We start from the raw sequence: 14811 nt of genomic DNA on the forward strand, positions 1-14811 counted from the left end.
ACACCAAGTCCAAACGCGGGCCGAAGAAGCCAGTACCTCACAAACTGAGTGGCAAAAAACAAACGCACGTATCGACTGCGCGGATTCTGGCGATGCGACGGTAGTCAACCGACCTTTACAGGGATGGGTTATGCGCCTTCCATGTCGCGGCGTCACGTGAATACACACCAGCATCAATCTCGATGGTGTCGCCATCAGAAGCTGCCGCTGCAGCTTGACTTGGTAGAGCGTAGGTTTTTCCACTACCGACTTGCAGCGTTCGTGCTATGGCATTGGTCGGGATCAGACAAGAAAGAAGACTACTCACGGCTATGGCCACGAGTAATCTTGCGCGACGATCTCGTGGTGATGTGAGCCATGTCGTTGAAGAAGCGTGGAAAGAAGAGAAGATGTGGAGAAGTGAGAGCGACATATCACCTCGCTAGATAGAACAGTACAGACACTAGGACATGAACCTTCGGTAAGAAAAAGAGGTATCCCCCCGAATATTTTAGGGCAATGACACATATCGACTCTTTGCGTGAGGTCTTAAGCCTGCTGCTTATTGGCGATTGTCTCTCCGTTTTGGACGAAACTGCTGTTGTAGAATCTTCTTACGCAAGCGAATCGATTGGGGAGTGATTTCGACGAGTTCATCATCCGCAATCCACTCCAAGCCAGCTTCGAGTCCCATTTCACGTGGTGGCGAAAGTTGGATATTCTCATCGCGCCCCGCGGCTCGCATATTGGTCAGCTTCTTCTCGCGACATGCGTTTACATCGAGGTCGGTATCACGCGAATACTCGCCAATAATCATCCCCTCATAGACCGGTGTTCCAGGCGGAACGAAGAGTATCCCTCGTTCTTGCAAATGAAAAAGGGCATACGGCACCGCTGGTCCTTCACGATCAGAAACCAGAGCGCCATTCACGCGGCTCTGGATATTCCCTTGCCAGGGGGCATATCCATTGAACAGGGCATTGATGATACCAGTTCCCCGTGTATCGGTGAGAAAATGTGAACGAAAGCCGATCAACCCGCGGGACGGCACGGAGAATTCAAGGCGCACGCGTCCGCCGGAACCTTCATGCTCCATCTTTGTCATCACCCCACGGCGGACCGCTAGCAGTTGCGTGACCACACCAATATATTCTTCTGGCACATCGACAAAAAGCAACTCCATGGGCTCTTGCTCGATCCCATCAATCTGTTTGGTAACCACCGTCGGTTTTGATACTTGCAGTTCGTAGCCTTCACGACGCATGGTCTCGATCAGGATTGCCAGCTGCAACTCACCACGCCCAAGCACGCGAAAAGAGTCAGGCAGGTCCATATCTTCCACTCGCAGGCTGACATTTTTGCGCACTTCGGCTTCGAGACGCTCGCGAATTTTTCGTGACGTGACAAACTGCCCCTCTCGCCCAGACCAGGGAGAGGTATTCACGCCGAAAATCATCGAAATGGTCGGCTCGTCAACACGAATAGCCGGAAGCGGCTTGGGGGACTCACGATCCGAAACGGTTTCGCCGATTTGAATTTCTTCGATGCCAGCAATGGCGACGACTTCACCCGCTTTGGCCTCAGCGATTTCTACGCGCTTGAGTCCTTGCCAGGTATAGAGTTGCACGATCTTACATGGCACCTGAGAGCCGTCCAGACGACAAAGCGTGTACAATCCCGCAGTTTTCAGTACCCCATTAACGACGCGTCCGATGGCTAGGCGGCCCACATAGTCATTGTAATCAAGATTGTTGGCCTGAAACTGCGCAGTCGCCGTTGGATTGCTCACTGGTCCAGGCAAGGTCGAGACAATCAGATCAAACAACGGCCGGAGGTCGTCCGACTCTTCAGCGAGGTTGCGTTTGGCAACTCCGGCTCGGGCATTGGTATAGACAACGGGAAATTCCAGTTGTTCCTCAGTGGCATCGAGATCAATGAACAAATCATAGACCTCGTTAAGGACTTCATTAATACGAGCATCAGGGCGATCAATCTTGTTGATACAGACAATCGGTGGCAAGCCAGCTTCAAGGGCTTTTTTCAAGACAAAGCGCGTCTGCGGCAGTGGGCCTTCTGAGGCATCGACCAGCAACATGACTCCATCGACCATCGCCAAGGCGCGTTCGACTTCACCGCCGAAATCGGCATGTCCTGGTGTATCGACGAAGTTGATTTTCACTCCGCTATACGTGAGAGCAGCGTTCTTCGCGAGAATCGTAATCCCGCGTTCGCGCTCCAGCTCAAATGAATCCATCACGCGTTCAATAACTTGTTCCTTCACCCGGAAAGTTCCACTCTGCCGTAGGAGCGCATCAATCAGGGTCGTTTTTCCGTGGTCAACATGGGCGATGATGGCAACATTACGAATATCATCGCGCCGTGGCGTGCCGTTCTGCAATGGGATCCTCCTTACGAATTGGGAAAAAGAGGTCAGAGAGAGCTGACCTCATATAAAGATATTTGACCGAACAAAACTATTGTGCCGGATTTCTTATCGAAAGTCAGCCAGGATTAACGTTTTCCCCTCACGAGGTTAAAGGTCTTTCTCGTAGCGTCGATACCATAAAGACGGGAAAGTCTGGGGAATGTTAGCATACACCCGAGTTTTCACCTAATCCCAGGGCTCCCCCCGATAGGAGGTTCAAGCTGTTCTGCATCCATATGATGTGCACAGAACCCTGGCTGAACACACATCGGAAAGTTCATTCAGTAACTTGACGAGAAGTGAGACTATGCCTATGCAGCAGAAACATAAAGGGATGCAACGCCCCAAATCGGGCGGAGAAAAGTCAGTTCCGACCACAACACGGGAGAGAGCCGCGCGCGCCAAAACGGCTTCTAGCGCCCACCCTAAAACATCCCAGGACCACACCAGCACGAAGCCGGTACCACAAAACAGCCAACGCCAGGCCTCCTACGTCAAAGAGACGTCGACATCATCCTCTTCTCTCGAATTTCGCTCCTGTTCACTCGTTGGCCCTGATGGGCAAAAACGTCCAGGCTGGGAATTATGGGTGAACGGAATGATGTTTGGCCGGGCAGATTCAAAAGAGACGTTACTTGCCTACCATGCACGCTTATATGAGCCACTCCCAAGTGGTCATTGGAAAGATCGAGCTTGGCAGCCAATAAAGAAGAAACCAGTAGGAAAGCGTACGGCGGAAGAACCAGCGTCCCGCTTCGATGACGAAGAGGCAGAGCCCGAACTCGAAGTGGAAAGCTCTTGGACCGAATAATCTCCGGGGCACGGCATGCCGTGCCCCGGTTCCTTCTACAGGGTAAAGATGTGCACAGACGCGACAGCGTTCTCGTTTCCTAGCACGCCACCGCCATTTTCCGTCAGTCCAACTTTGGCTCCTGCCACCTGACGTTTGCCAGCTTCGCCACGCAACTGCCAAAAGATCTCGGAAATCTGCGCTACACCAGTCGCGCCAACTGGATGGCCTTTGGCAAGAAGACCACCACTGGGATTGACCGGCACTCGACCGCCAAGCGTGGTGACTCCATCATCAATCATTTTGCCACCTTCCCCAGGGCTACACAGACCCAACTCTTCATACACGATCAGTTCGGCTGGTGCGGTCGCATCGTGCACTTCAACAACTTGTACTTCCTGCGGACTGATGCCTGCCATCTTGTAGGCTTTCTGCGCAGCGTTGGTCACAATTCCAGGAGCACCCTCTGCGTGTTGCTGGCTTGAGGCCACAATCGAGGCGCGTACGTAGACCGGCTTGGACGTCAGTTGACGCGCTTTCTCAGCCGTCGTGATCACGACGGCAGCAGCCCCGTCACCAATCGGCGAACACATCATGCGTGTGAGTGGCTCTGCAATCAGTGGCGCGGCAAGAATATCTTCCATTGTACGAGGAGTCTGAAACTGCGCATGAGGATTGAGGCTCCCGTTGGTGTGATTCTTTGCGGCGATACGGGCAAATTGCTCGCGGGTCGTGCCATAGCGTGCCATGTGGGCTCGTGCGAGATTGGCGTAATAGTCCATAAACACACTGCGCGACTCACCAGCGCCAGCAGCCTGCTCTCCGCTCATTTGCCGGGCAAATTCATCGGCGATTTCAAGGTCAATCGCACTGCCAATGGCCTCGAAGGTTTTCTTCTTGTCAGGATGAAAGAGTTTTTCCATGCCCACTGCGAGTACGGTGTCATACATTCCCGAGGCCACATACAGCCACGCCAAATGGAAGGCCGTTGAGGAGCTAGCACAGGCATTCTCAGTGTTGATAACCGGAATCCCACCGATACCCATTTCGCGTAATACTACCTGGCCGCGGATACATTCTTGTCCGGTGATAAGGCCAGCGACGGCGTTCCCAACAGCCGCAGCTTCAATCGTTTCTTTCTCTATCCCTGCCGCTCGCAGTGCATTTTCTACCGCTTCGCGTGCGAGATCCTTCATGCTGCGATCTTGATGTTTACCAAAGCGGGTCATGCCCGCACCAACAACAGCAACTTGTCGCATACTGGCCTCCTTCGTCTCACGTGATAGGGTGCAAAGTCTAGCAGGTGAAACAGCGAACAGGAAGGAGCATGAATTATGGATGATGCATTGGCGGTCGTGGGACAGTGGGTCGGTCTCGTCAAAGCCGCAAAGTTTGCGATGGCGGAGATCAGTCGCGACTGCGAAGAACGGGTAGCCAACGGGACCGTGACGATGGAAGATGACTTCCGCGAAGCGGTCGATTCAATCTTTGAAGCGTTAAGTTCGCTCCAAGTGCAACTCGAAGAGCAAGCGACCGCGATGGAACAAGAACTCGAAGATGAAGAGGAATAGATTTTTTTCACTTCTTGACATATCAAAAAAAATTGATATATTCTTCCCATGACTTCGGCTGCAAAAAAAGCTACTTTTCCGTTACGAGAAGATTTCGTCCCACGAGTGGCGCGGTGGTTTCACGCCCTGTCTGACGAGACCCGGTTACGAATCGTTGATCGACTGAGCGATGGAGAAAAGTGCGTGTGTGATTTAACCGACCTGCTTGACTCTGCTCAGTCGCGCCTCTCGTTTCATCTGAAAACGCTGAAAGACGCCGGTATCTTAAAGGACCGTCGCGAAGGACGCTGGGTGTATTACGCCTTAAATCCTGAGGTCGTCGAAGACTTGGAACACTTCCTCTGTTCGCTCACTGACTGTTGCCGGGAACTCAGGAAGAAAGCACCCGCATGTTGTAACTAAAGCCTCTTTTTTTGCCCTTATTCATCAATTTTTCTTGATACATATAGGGAGACTGACTATGCCACCATCACAGCGATGACGAGGAATTTCCTAGTTTCCATTCATCAATTTTTCTTGATTTTAATGAAGGAGAATGACAATGGCACAGAATACATTTCATGTTGCACTCACAGTGAAAGATCTTCCAACGGCGATTGAACAGTATAAAAAGATCCTAGGCAGAGAGCCAGCAAAAGTGAAACCTGATTATGCCAAGTTTGAACTCAGTGACCCGCCAGTGATTCTGTCGTTGAATCCTGGGCCAGGGGAACCAGGAACAGTCAGCCACCTTGGCATCCGTTTCGCTGACAGTGAAACTGTCGTCACTGAGCTACAACGAACCAAAGGGCATGGCCTCGCCACCCGTGAACAGGTGGGAACGACATGTTGCTATGCAAAAGCGGACAAGTTCTGGCTTCATGATGCAGACGGCATGCAATGGGAGATGTATACGTTGTTGGGAGATGCGGAGATACACTCGACTCCAGACAACGCATGTTGTATGTCGGCCCCGCATGAACAAGCGAGTCAACAAGAAGCCGCCGCCAACTGCTGTGCGCCAACCGCGAAAGCTCCAGTCGATGCCCCTCTCGTACAGATTCAAACGAAGCGTACATGTTGTTAATCCTGTCGCGACGCCCCGCTGGGGTGTCGCTATCCACAATCTGATGGAAAGGCCGTAGACATGAACCAACTCTCTTTTCTCGATCGGTTTCTCACGCTGTGGATCTTTTTGGCAATGGGAATCGGCGTCTTGCTTGGATATCTCGTTCCCGGTATCGAAGCGTTTATCAATCAGTTCCAAAGTGGAACGACAAATATCCCCATCGCCCTAGGGCTGATCCTGATGATGTACCCTCCGCTGGCCAAGGTGCGTTATGAAAACCTCGGTAGTGTCTTCCGCAACTGGCGCGTTTTGCAGTTATCACTCATTCAGAACTGGATCATCGGGCCGATTCTGATGTTCGTTCTCGCACTACTCTTCCTGCGAGGGTACCCAGAGTATATGGTCGGGCTCATCCTGGTAGGCCTTGCCCGCTGTATCGCCATGGTCATCGTATGGAACGAATTAGCTCGCGGAGATACTGAATACTGTGCCGGGCTCGTCGCCTTTAACAGTGTATTCCAAGTCTTGTTCTTCAGCGTCTATGCGTGGCTCTTTATCACAATTCTGCCGCCGTGGTTCGGGCTCCAAGGCAACACGGTCAACATCAGCATCGCGCAAATCGCCCACAGCGTTTTCATCTATCTCGGGATTCCCTTTCTCGCAGGAATGCTGACACGTTTTGTCCTCGTCAATCTGAAAGGGAAAGAATGGTATCACTCGCAGTTTATTCCGCTCATCAGCCCGCTCACGTTGATCGCTCTGTTGTTCACCATCATCATTATGTTTAGCCTGCAAGGCAACTTGATCGTCCAGCTTCCGCTCGACGTTGTTCGTATCGCCATCCCGCTTTTCTGTTACTTTGTGATCATGTTTCTGGTCAGTTTTTATATGGGACGGAAAGTCGGGGCCGATTACTCACAAACTGCGACGTTGTCATTTACGGCAGCGAGCAATAATTTCGAGTTAGCCATCGCGGTGGCGGTCGCCGTTTTCGGGATCAACTCTGGAGCAGCATTTGCCGCAGTAATTGGACCGCTGGTAGAAGTGCCGGTACTCGTCGGGTTGGTAAACGTCGCCTTGTGGTTCCAACGGCAGTATTTTTCGTTGCCAAACCTTCGGGCGAAAGCTGTCAGTTGAAGGAAAAGCAACGAATGTGGTGCGGGTGCCGTGGAGCGTAATCCGTAAGTTCTCAGCCGTAAACTTGAAACGCTAAACGTTTTTAGATCTTGGGCTTTGCACGGGAAAGGAGAAACTCTTTCCCTCCAATCCCTAATCCCTGACTCCCAACCCTGTTCTTATTGTCCGTCAGTCGGCACCGGGTCCCCATTCTCAACGCGATCTTGCCACCGTAAGAAGCGGAATCCGTTGACTCCGATCCGTTGCACAACCGCGCTGACGCGGCGGGTCAGGGTTGTATCCTTCAGATAGCCGACACTTTCGATCATCACAACCTGTGGGATACCAAAATTCATATTGCGCCCGACACCACCGCCGGGAAAGAGGCCACCAATATTCGCACCCGTCGACTCGGCACGGCGTTGTACCAGGTTCCGAGCTGCGTCAGCATCAACACCAAGAACGGCACGAAGGACCAGCGCATTCGCCGTCAGTAAGTTCACTGAACCACCGCCACCATTGTATACAGTAAAGATCTTCTGTAACGCTGTGCCTTCTCTGCCGTAGAACAAGGCAGGCGTCACACCACGGATCAACAGCAACTCATCAAGTGAATCAAATGGTCCGTCTTTGGCTGGATAGGGAATAGGTAAGCTTTGATAGTAATCACTTTCCGCACCGTGGAGTCGCACTAATGGATCGGTATCACGCCAATCTTGAATGGTGTCAGTGAGTAATTCTCCGGTTTCCTGATCGAAGCCAAGGTTGACAAACGTCTGCCGTAGCGTCGCCTCGTCGACTTGATTGAGGTTAATCTTCCCGGCTTCATCGATTACTCGCACCCAATAGCCTCCAGCACCGAATTCCTCTTTCTTCCAACGTCCATCAGCGCGAAGCCAGACATCTTCCTCCTCTCCACCCTGCGTGTTCTGGCCACCTTGGGCTTGTCCAAGACCACCTCCCCGTGCTTGTCCGAACTGTCCGCCGATCCCCATATTGAGAAAGTTACGTCCCTGCTGTTGGGCGCGAAGCACGCGATACATCACACGGTGTATTCCTGCCGTCGCCAAGTAATAGGTTGCCGTGTCTTGTTGGTAGACATTGGTTGTCCGCCCTTCAATTCGCGAACTCACCGACAGTTCAGCCGCCAGCACCATGAGGACCAGCATGGCCCACATGACGATAATGAGCACAATCCCACGTTCATTTTTCATCGGCCATCACCACCGGGGGCCCCGCGACGGCCACGGCGCCCACTACGTCCTCCCGCCTGCGCGGGTGCGAGCATTTCTGTTTGCGGGAATCGTACAGTCAACGGTACTTCGACATGCCACTCAAAGGGAAGCTCTCCGAGTCGCGCCCGCCAGGAGAGTCGCACAGCCAACGGCAACTGGCGTTCTTCTTTTCCGTCCCACCGATCAACCCACTCTTGGCGGTTCTGGGTTGGTAGCTGCCGGAGATATTCCCAGGTGATTCCGTCGATGTCTGGCAAGATTTCAGTTTCCTGCCACAACCCACCCTCACGGTCATTGAGTATATCCGCCGGAAGTGTCGGTGCAGAAGTTCGTAGCCAGAGGCTACGCTGTCCGCGTTGCTGTCGGATGAAATATGTGACTTTTTCAAGCCCACCAACTTCCGGCCGCGCTGTCGTAGCGACAAAATTCAATTCGTCACGTCTACCGGCAAAGTACACAGCAATCCCTTTTTCCGTTTGCAACGCCAAAGGATAGGCAGACTTCAATTGTCGATTGATCAAGGATAGGGCCGCTCGTGCTCGCTGATTCTCGGAACCGCGCCCTTGACCTTTGTCCGCAGCTTGGAGACCGATGGTAAGCGCAGCGTTCACAGCTAATACAATCAGCGCCACAATCGTGAGGCTGATGATCAGCTCCAGAAAGGTAAAACCCTGCTGAGAGAGGCGCTTCATGGTGTTTGCGCTTGCGGTTGTGATTGGTCGGTCACCGTTCGTAGCGAGCTCAGGGCATAGGACTGCGCTCCCACCCCTTCACTCCAAGAGACCTCAACATTAATTTGTTTGAGGCGAAAGAATTCCGTCTGATTTTGACTTTTCTGTTGTAACGCCGAGGCATCATCATCCGGACGGATTTCTGACACTCGAGCTCGCCAAGAAAATCCGCCGGGAAACTCGCCACCATCGTTGCCATCATCGAGCGTTGACTGCGCAAGCAAGCGGTCCATCACACTCTGTGCGTAGACCACAGCTTGTGTCCGCTTAGAGGATTTTGCCGTCAGCCGTAACCCACCACCAAATAATTCGAGCACTGCCGCGATTCCCATCGCCAAGACAGCCAGGGCCACCATCACTTCTAAGAGCGTAAACCCATTCGGAGTTCGGAGCGTTACTGAAGTCCAAGGCCTCAAGTCCAAAGTCCAACGTTCAAAGTTCCACTTTTGCATTTTGCATTTTGCATTTTGAACGTTAGACTCGTTTGTCTGTTCCCTGTCACCTGTCACCTGTCACCTAGCCCCTAATTGTCACGGCGAATTGTTGCTGTCCCTAGCAATGGATTCAGTGTGAGGCGATAAATCTTTCCGCCTTCGTTACGGGGTTTTTCGATGAGGACTTCACCGCCAGAGTTTGTCCCATCGGGATAGAAGTGAAACTCCACCTCTCCAGTTTCTCGCGTAAAACGTCCACGTGCGACCAGCACACCACTCTCCGGCGGAATACCCCCCCCCTCACCACCTCCTTCATGCCAATAACGTCCATCTTCTGGAGCAACAACGAGAACGCCTTCTTTGCCCTCTTCAATTGCTCGCACCCGAGAGAATTCCATTGCCGCCCGCAATTGCACGATCACCAGGCGAGGATCAGCAGAAGTGAAGCGGCTCCCGATGGCCGGCGCGACTAACGTGGTTGCAACTGCAACGATGAGGAGCACAAGAACTAGTTCCAACAGGGTGAAGCCAGACATTCGCCTGTAGTATGAGTGAGTCCGCAATTCCCAATGCTTTACAGCACGCGCTCTCAGGGAACAAGCAAAAGAGGAGAGTTGGCACTCCATACGTTCTCGTGTCATCCTTCTGCTATTTTTCCTCTGTAGCCTTTAGCCTTCGGCCTGTTTCTGCCCATTACCTTCAGTCTTGCGAATTTCCCCAATTTTCAGGAAGATCACCAGGATCGCGATGCCAATACTGAGCATATAACGCGATTCATTCATGGGTTCAGGTGAGACAAGAATCTGCTGAAGACCAAAAACGATGAGCGCCGCCATCAAGACAATCATGAAACGATTCCAATTACCTCTATTCATGGACAACTCCTAACGAATCAAATCCATTCGTCGTGTCAGATCTTTGGTAATGTTCTTATGATGCGCTTCCAGCGTGCCGCCGCCAATCTCTAAGAGTTTGGAGTCGCGCCAGAGTCTTTCGACAACATACTCATTGAAATAGCCGTATCCGCCCAAGACTTGCATCGCATTGTCAGCCACATTCTTTGCCATTGTCGTTGCCACGAGTTTGACCCCGTCGGAATCGACGCGTTGCCCTGGTTTGTCGAGGTTCATTCTCGCCGTGGTATGGTACAGATAGGTGCGGGCAGCCATATACTGGGCATACGAGTCGGCAATATAGCGTTGAATCTGACCAAAAGCATTGATCGGTTGGCCATAGGCCGTGCGTTCACTCGCGTATTTGGTCATCACCTCAACACAACGAGCGGCAATCCCCGTAGACATAGCCGCAATGGTTACGCGCTCAATCTCCAGGTTGCGCATCATATGAAGCGTACTTTCTCCCTCTTCTCCTAAACGATTGACGACCGGCACCACGCAATCTTCAAAGACTAATTCTGCAGTCATCGAGGCACGCATGCCAGCTTTGCCATGCAACCGCTGCCCAAGGGAGAATCCCGGAAAGCCACGTTCAACCACAAACGAGCTGATACCTTTGTCAGTACGCGCATAGACGAGAAAGATATTCCCTAGGGTTTTATCATCCAACGCACCGTTGGTGATAAACATCTTGCGACCATTCAAATAATACGAGTCGCCACGCCGCACGGCCTGACTTTTCATGCCAAGGACATCTGTCCCTGCAGACGGCTCGGTCATGCACATGCCGCCGACCCATTCACCAGAGATCACCTTGCCAAGATAGCGGTGTTTCTGATCAGCATTGGCGCTATGGCAAAAATTGTTGACGAACAACATCGAGTGCGCCAGATAGGCGAGACAAAACCCCGGATCTGCGGCTGAGAGTTCCTCATGGACAATGGCTGCGGCTGTGGCGTCCATTCCAGCTCCACCATCCTCAACCGAAACCGTGATGCCCAGCAAACCCAGTTCTCCGAGTTTCCGAAACAACGGCAAGTTGAAGCGTTCCTGCTTGTCGTATTCTAAGGCTTGTGGCTCGACCTCTGTACGCGTGAAATCGCGCACGGTTTGACGAAGCAGCGTATGCTCAGGCGTCGGATTGAAAAGATCAATTGTTGACATGCACACTCCACTCTTTTTGGAAACGTTCAGCAATCAGCCGTCAGCTTTCAGCAAAACCAGGAACTGGGCATCCTGGAAACTTGGCTTTGCGACAGAAGTTAGGCAACGCCTTCCGTATCCGTCTGGCTGATAGCTGAAAGCTAATAGCTCACAGCTTTTCTGAATCCTGCGTGAGCAGGTGTGAGCTGTCAACTAAGGGGCGGGCGGGGGTTAGGGACTGGGGGTTGGGGATTGAAAAATGGGGGTGGAGATTAGGGAGTAAGGGTTGGTGAAAAAAGGGAAGAGAGAATTTGGAACAGAGTGCTCAGGAACTGGGGACTGGAGGTGGAGTACCAACCCCCAACCCCCATTCCCCAACCCCTAGTTATGCTCACAACTCCAGACCCACGCTGTGTCGTTGCGCCCAGAAATGCTCTCCAGTCGCGACCAGAAGTGCCAGCAGTCCAAGGCTGAGCAGATTGGCGTAATCAAAATAATAGAGAGCAAGCGCTGGAACAAAAGTCACGAACAACACCCACAGCATAATCCGGTTCGGCAGTGGAAAGCGTGGCTTCAAGAGCGACACGGTGCCAGGAATGAACGCGAGTGCTCCCACCACATGAAAGAACAATAAGAGCGTCAACAAGATCGCCATCTCCGATTGAAACTTCATCGGAAAGAAGATCCAGAAAATAACGCTCACTGTCAGTGTTGAACCAGTAAACAAAATAGCGCGCCCAGTAGTCATCAGGGCTTCTTCAATAGCCTGGTCGTGGTCTCTATGACGCTGATATTCTTCGACAATGCGTGAGAGAACATAGTACCCGTAGTCGATGCCAATTCCGATCCCGACCGCAGCAACTGGTAGAGAGTTGATGTTGGCGTCGATGCCCATCCAATACATAATGGCTTCGGACAATGGCTGCGCGACAATCGACTGGATCATCACAATCAGCGCGCCAACTACAGAAGCATAGGTCAGTACACTCAAGACGAACACCGTGACCATCACCAGAATCAGGTTCCATTTGTATGACCATTCCACTTCTTCATTCACTGCCGCCAGAATACCGAGCAGTCCACCAGCGAGCCGAAAGGTAATGTTTTCGACTGGATTCTCCTCAATGAACTGGCGGGCTCTGGCGATCGAACCAGTTACCGTCTCATGATTGTAGTCTTTATAGAAAATGGTGATCGTGGCATTCTGTGAGTTTTTATCGACAAAGCGGTCCAAGTCGTCTGACCCGACCGTATTGAGAAACTGATAGAAGATATTGCCAACGTCACGGGGGTTGTCAGGAATGATCGCCCATTTGGGAATGCCCTCTTGGAACGTTTGGTAGAGCCGCCGTGCCCAGGTGGTAATGCTGATGCTCCCACCGACGAGCGACTGTTCTTGCATATAGCGTTGGAACTTTTCCAACGTCTGCAGGACTTGCGGATCTTTGATCACTCCTTCTTGGTGGCCTTCGGCTAAGATCACCAACTGCGAAGCGCCGACGAATTTCTCGTTGATCAGGTCATAAGAGACGTTATAGTCGTGATCAGGATACAGCAGGGCCTTATTGATCGAGACATCGCCGATTTTCAACCGCTGCGCGTAGACCATACTAATAAGCATGGCGACACTGAACCCACCAATGACCATATAGCGATACTGCCCGCTGCTGATCCTGACCATCGCGCGGTTAATCTGGTTGTACAGTTTGTCGGAAAACCGCAGCCCTGCTTTGGGGTCGTGAGGGGGCGGTGGAATGAAGTAAAGGATAATGGGATGCAGGGTCACAACACTAATAGAGATAGTGAACACCCAAAAACTCGATACATAAGCGAGCTTTTGAATGAGTGGAATGTGGGCTAAGGACAGCGTGAGGATCGCTAGACCATCCGAAGCGATCGATACCAGCGCTGGGCTAAAAAGCCCAAGATAGGATGACAGAATCGCGTCCTGCTTGTTCTGCAGACGGTGGTATTCTTCATGATAGCGTTCCATCGACTGCACCGAATGCGACAGCGCCCGTGCGGTAATGAGGACCAGCACTACCAATACCAATGGGTCGAGGTTGAACCCGAAGTATCCCGCAAACCCAAGCGCCCACAAGGCACTGAGGGTCCCCGAGAGAAAAGGCACCCATACACCAGTTGCCGTCCGAAAGTAGAACCACAGCATGAGCAGGATGACAGCGATGGTCACACCGATCACGGCAAAAATGTAGTTCTTGTAGCTGAAAATCCAGGAGTACAGCATCGGAAACCCGGCAAGGTAGACGGCATGCTTCCCATCCTTCTCGACCTCAGCGCGAATACGCAGCATGCGATCGTAGAGGTTGCGAAAGTCCACTCCCTCTTCCCAGAAGCCTGCGGTAATGAGTGCGGTCGTATTATCATGCGAAACGTAGAAGCCGTGCACGCCTTCGTTGGTGTACACGGCCTTCTTGATGGCAGCGATGTCTTGCGGAGTCTGCGGTGGGCCAGGATACATAATGGGATAGGCAGTAATGAGCGCGCCAGTAATGCGAATGTTACGCATCTTCGGAGAGGTCAGCGATAGCAACTGATACGGATTGACGCCCGCAGTCTCTAGTGCTTGTAGCGTCGCCCAATTGATCTTGTTGATGGTCTCGATGTTAAAGATGTCGCCTTCCTTGGCCTTAATAGCCATGAGCAACACGTTGGCGGTCCCAAACATCCGGCGGTATTGCTGATAGAGTTGGATATAGGGGGGACCTGGTGGATAGAGGTCAAAGAAGTTGGTGCTAACCCGCATCTTCGCGGCCTGGTAGCCGAGCACAAGGGTCACGACTGTCAGTGAGATCAACACCGGCCAACGATACTTCAGCAGAAACTTGATATACGCTTCCATCCAACTTCGTGGCAACATAACGAACATCCTCCTTCCAATTGCAGTCTGGATTGGAGGACACGTTACTGATGTGATGAGAAAAATGTCTAAAGAAAGACAAACGAAGGTGTGATGGTTTGCGAAAGGAAGTGTAACGGATTGATAACGGGGCAGAATAGGGGTTGGGGGCTAGAGGTTAGGGGCTGGGTTTTCCTCCCACAAGCCCCAAGTCCCTAGCCCCTAGTCTCAAGCCTTAGTGCATCCCCACCTTCTGTAACGCCGCCAATAAATACTCAGCCTGCCTAGAATTCTGATGTGGGACACGCTCGCGTATGGCTTGCAGTGTCAACTGTGGGTTCATGCGCAAGCTTTCAGCGATCTCCGCTTGCGCTCTCTTTGTACAGCCAACCTGGCCTGGTGCAAAGACGCCTCACGCTGCCTGTTGAAAGTGGACCTGCTTTTCTTCCGCTAGCGTGAGCTGGCGGAAGGCCTGTTGGCGTTGGGCCTGGAGCGACGGCCCCAGGTGCTGCTGGCACCACTGCCGGACTTGTGTGGTAGAAACCGTCGCCAGTGCGTCTCGAATCACTTCGGGTGTAGTGGA

15 protein-coding genes are annotated in these 14811 nt (G+C 52.3%); 5 read left to right on the top strand and 10 right to left on the bottom strand.

Going from position 1 to position 14811, the window contains the following annotated elements; genetic code table 11:
• Window positions 1–115 precede the first annotated feature (115 nt).
• Together FJ147_22060 and typA are read right to left on the bottom strand one after the other, a co-directional pair.
• On the bottom strand, window positions 116–412 hold the full coding sequence (locus FJ147_22060; GenBank protein ID MBM4258570.1) for a hypothetical protein: 297 nt from the start codon (window positions 410–412) through the stop codon (window positions 116–118).
• A gap of 129 nt (window positions 413–541) precedes the next feature.
• Entirely contained in the window at window positions 542–2377 is a 1836-nt protein-coding gene (typA, locus tag FJ147_22065; protein ID MBM4258571.1) for a translational GTPase TypA, read from the bottom strand.
• Between the two features lie 340 nt (window positions 2378–2717).
• Here typA and FJ147_22070 point away from each other — a divergent pair, with 340 nt between their 5' ends.
• Complete coding sequence (locus FJ147_22070; GenBank protein ID MBM4258572.1) at window positions 2718–3215, top strand: hypothetical protein; 498 nt, start codon at window positions 2718–2720, stop codon at window positions 3213–3215.
• 35 nt (window positions 3216–3250) lie between these two features.
• Here FJ147_22070 and FJ147_22075 read toward each other — a convergent pair whose 3' ends face one another.
• Window positions 3251–4453 (bottom strand): thiolase family protein, encoded by a 1203-nt coding sequence (locus FJ147_22075; GenBank protein ID MBM4258573.1) that lies wholly within the window; start codon window positions 4451–4453, stop codon window positions 3251–3253.
• Window positions 4454–4528: 75 nt separating this feature from the next.
• Between FJ147_22075 and FJ147_22080 the strand changes: the two genes are divergently transcribed.
• From FJ147_22080 to arsB, 4 genes are all read left to right on the top strand, one after another.
• Entirely contained in the window at window positions 4529–4765 is a 237-nt protein-coding gene (locus tag FJ147_22080) for a hypothetical protein (GenBank protein MBM4258574.1), read from the top strand.
• A gap of 48 nt (window positions 4766–4813) precedes the next feature.
• Window positions 4814–5167: a winged helix-turn-helix transcriptional regulator gene (locus FJ147_22085; GenBank protein MBM4258575.1), complete on the top strand. Its 354-nt coding sequence runs from the start codon at window positions 4814–4816 to the stop codon at window positions 5165–5167.
• Window positions 5168–5300: 133 nt separating this feature from the next.
• Window positions 5301–5831, top strand: coding sequence for a glyoxalase/bleomycin resistance/dioxygenase family protein (locus tag FJ147_22090; protein ID MBM4258576.1), 531 nt, complete (start codon window positions 5301–5303; stop codon window positions 5829–5831).
• 60 nt (window positions 5832–5891) lie between these two features.
• The gene (gene arsB / locus FJ147_22095; GenBank protein ID MBM4258577.1) at window positions 5892–6950 is read left to right on the top strand and encodes an ACR3 family arsenite efflux transporter; all 1059 of its coding nucleotides are present in this window, start codon (window positions 5892–5894) and stop codon (window positions 6948–6950) included.
• 158 nt (window positions 6951–7108) lie between these two features.
• Here arsB and FJ147_22100 read toward each other — a convergent pair whose 3' ends face one another.
• The 7 genes from FJ147_22100 to FJ147_22130 form a co-directional block, all read right to left on the bottom strand.
• Entirely contained in the window at window positions 7109–8143 is a 1035-nt protein-coding gene (locus FJ147_22100) for a general secretion pathway protein GspK (protein ID MBM4258578.1), read from the bottom strand.
• Window positions 8140–8856 (bottom strand): prepilin-type N-terminal cleavage/methylation domain-containing protein, encoded by a 717-nt coding sequence (locus FJ147_22105; GenBank protein ID MBM4258579.1) that lies wholly within the window; start codon window positions 8854–8856, stop codon window positions 8140–8142. Before FJ147_22105 ends, FJ147_22100 begins: the two co-directional genes overlap by 4 nt.
• A complete protein-coding gene (gene pilV, locus FJ147_22110; protein ID MBM4258580.1) occupies window positions 8853–9347 on the bottom strand; it encodes a type IV pilus modification protein PilV in 495 nt (164 codons plus the stop codon). Before pilV ends, FJ147_22105 begins: the two co-directional genes overlap by 4 nt.
• A 71-nt stretch (window positions 9348–9418) precedes the next feature.
• Window positions 9419–9970, bottom strand: coding sequence for a prepilin-type N-terminal cleavage/methylation domain-containing protein (locus tag FJ147_22115; GenBank protein ID MBM4258581.1), 552 nt, complete (start codon window positions 9968–9970; stop codon window positions 9419–9421).
• A 27-nt stretch (window positions 9971–9997) separates the two neighbouring features.
• Window positions 9998–10204, bottom strand: coding sequence for a hypothetical protein (locus FJ147_22120; GenBank protein MBM4258582.1), 207 nt, complete (start codon window positions 10202–10204; stop codon window positions 9998–10000).
• A 9-nt stretch (window positions 10205–10213) separates the two neighbouring features.
• A complete protein-coding gene (locus FJ147_22125; protein ID MBM4258583.1) occupies window positions 10214–11389 on the bottom strand; it encodes an isovaleryl-CoA dehydrogenase in 1176 nt (391 codons plus the stop codon).
• Between the two features lie 370 nt (window positions 11390–11759).
• Complete coding sequence (locus FJ147_22130) at window positions 11760–14258, bottom strand: hypothetical protein (protein ID MBM4258584.1); 2499 nt, start codon at window positions 14256–14258, stop codon at window positions 11760–11762.
• Window positions 14259–14811: the final 553 nt, after the last annotated feature.

The sequence above is a fragment of the Deltaproteobacteria bacterium genome (genome assembly GCA_016874775.1).
Taxonomy (GTDB): domain Bacteria; phylum Desulfobacterota; class Binatia; order Bin18; family Bin18; genus VGTJ01.

Excerpts from the sequence above, each read along its gene's own strand:
- FJ147_22060 (MBM4258570.1), bottom strand. The coding sequence starts at position 412 with ATGTCGCTCTCACTTCTCCACATCTTCTCTTCTTTCCACGCTTCTTCA.
- FJ147_22070 (MBM4258572.1), top strand. The coding sequence starts at position 2,718 with ATGCAGCAGAAACATAAAGGGATGCAACGCCCCAAATCGGGCGGAGAA.
- FJ147_22075 (MBM4258573.1), bottom strand. The coding sequence starts at position 4,453 with ATGCGACAAGTTGCTGTTGTTGGTGCGGGCATGACCCGCTTTGGTAAA.
- FJ147_22080 (MBM4258574.1), top strand. The coding sequence starts at position 4,529 with ATGGATGATGCATTGGCGGTCGTGGGACAGTGGGTCGGTCTCGTCAAA.
- FJ147_22085 (MBM4258575.1), top strand. The coding sequence starts at position 4,814 with ATGACTTCGGCTGCAAAAAAAGCTACTTTTCCGTTACGAGAAGATTTC.
- FJ147_22090 (MBM4258576.1), top strand. The coding sequence starts at position 5,301 with ATGACAATGGCACAGAATACATTTCATGTTGCACTCACAGTGAAAGAT.
- arsB (MBM4258577.1), top strand. The coding sequence starts at position 5,892 with ATGAACCAACTCTCTTTTCTCGATCGGTTTCTCACGCTGTGGATCTTT.
- FJ147_22100 (MBM4258578.1), bottom strand. The coding sequence starts at position 8,143 with ATGAAAAATGAACGTGGGATTGTGCTCATTATCGTCATGTGGGCCATG.
- FJ147_22105 (MBM4258579.1), bottom strand. The coding sequence starts at position 8,856 with ATGAAGCGCCTCTCTCAGCAGGGTTTTACCTTTCTGGAGCTGATCATC.
- pilV (MBM4258580.1), bottom strand. The coding sequence starts at position 9,347 with ATGCAAAAGTGGAACTTTGAACGTTGGACTTTGGACTTGAGGCCTTGG.
- FJ147_22115 (MBM4258581.1), bottom strand. The coding sequence starts at position 9,970 with ATGACACGAGAACGTATGGAGTGCCAACTCTCCTCTTTTGCTTGTTCC.
- FJ147_22120 (MBM4258582.1), bottom strand. The coding sequence starts at position 10,204 with ATGAATAGAGGTAATTGGAATCGTTTCATGATTGTCTTGATGGCGGCG.
- FJ147_22125 (MBM4258583.1), bottom strand. The coding sequence starts at position 11,389 with ATGTCAACAATTGATCTTTTCAATCCGACGCCTGAGCATACGCTGCTT.
- FJ147_22130 (MBM4258584.1), bottom strand. The coding sequence starts at position 14,258 with ATGTTCGTTATGTTGCCACGAAGTTGGATGGAAGCGTATATCAAGTTT.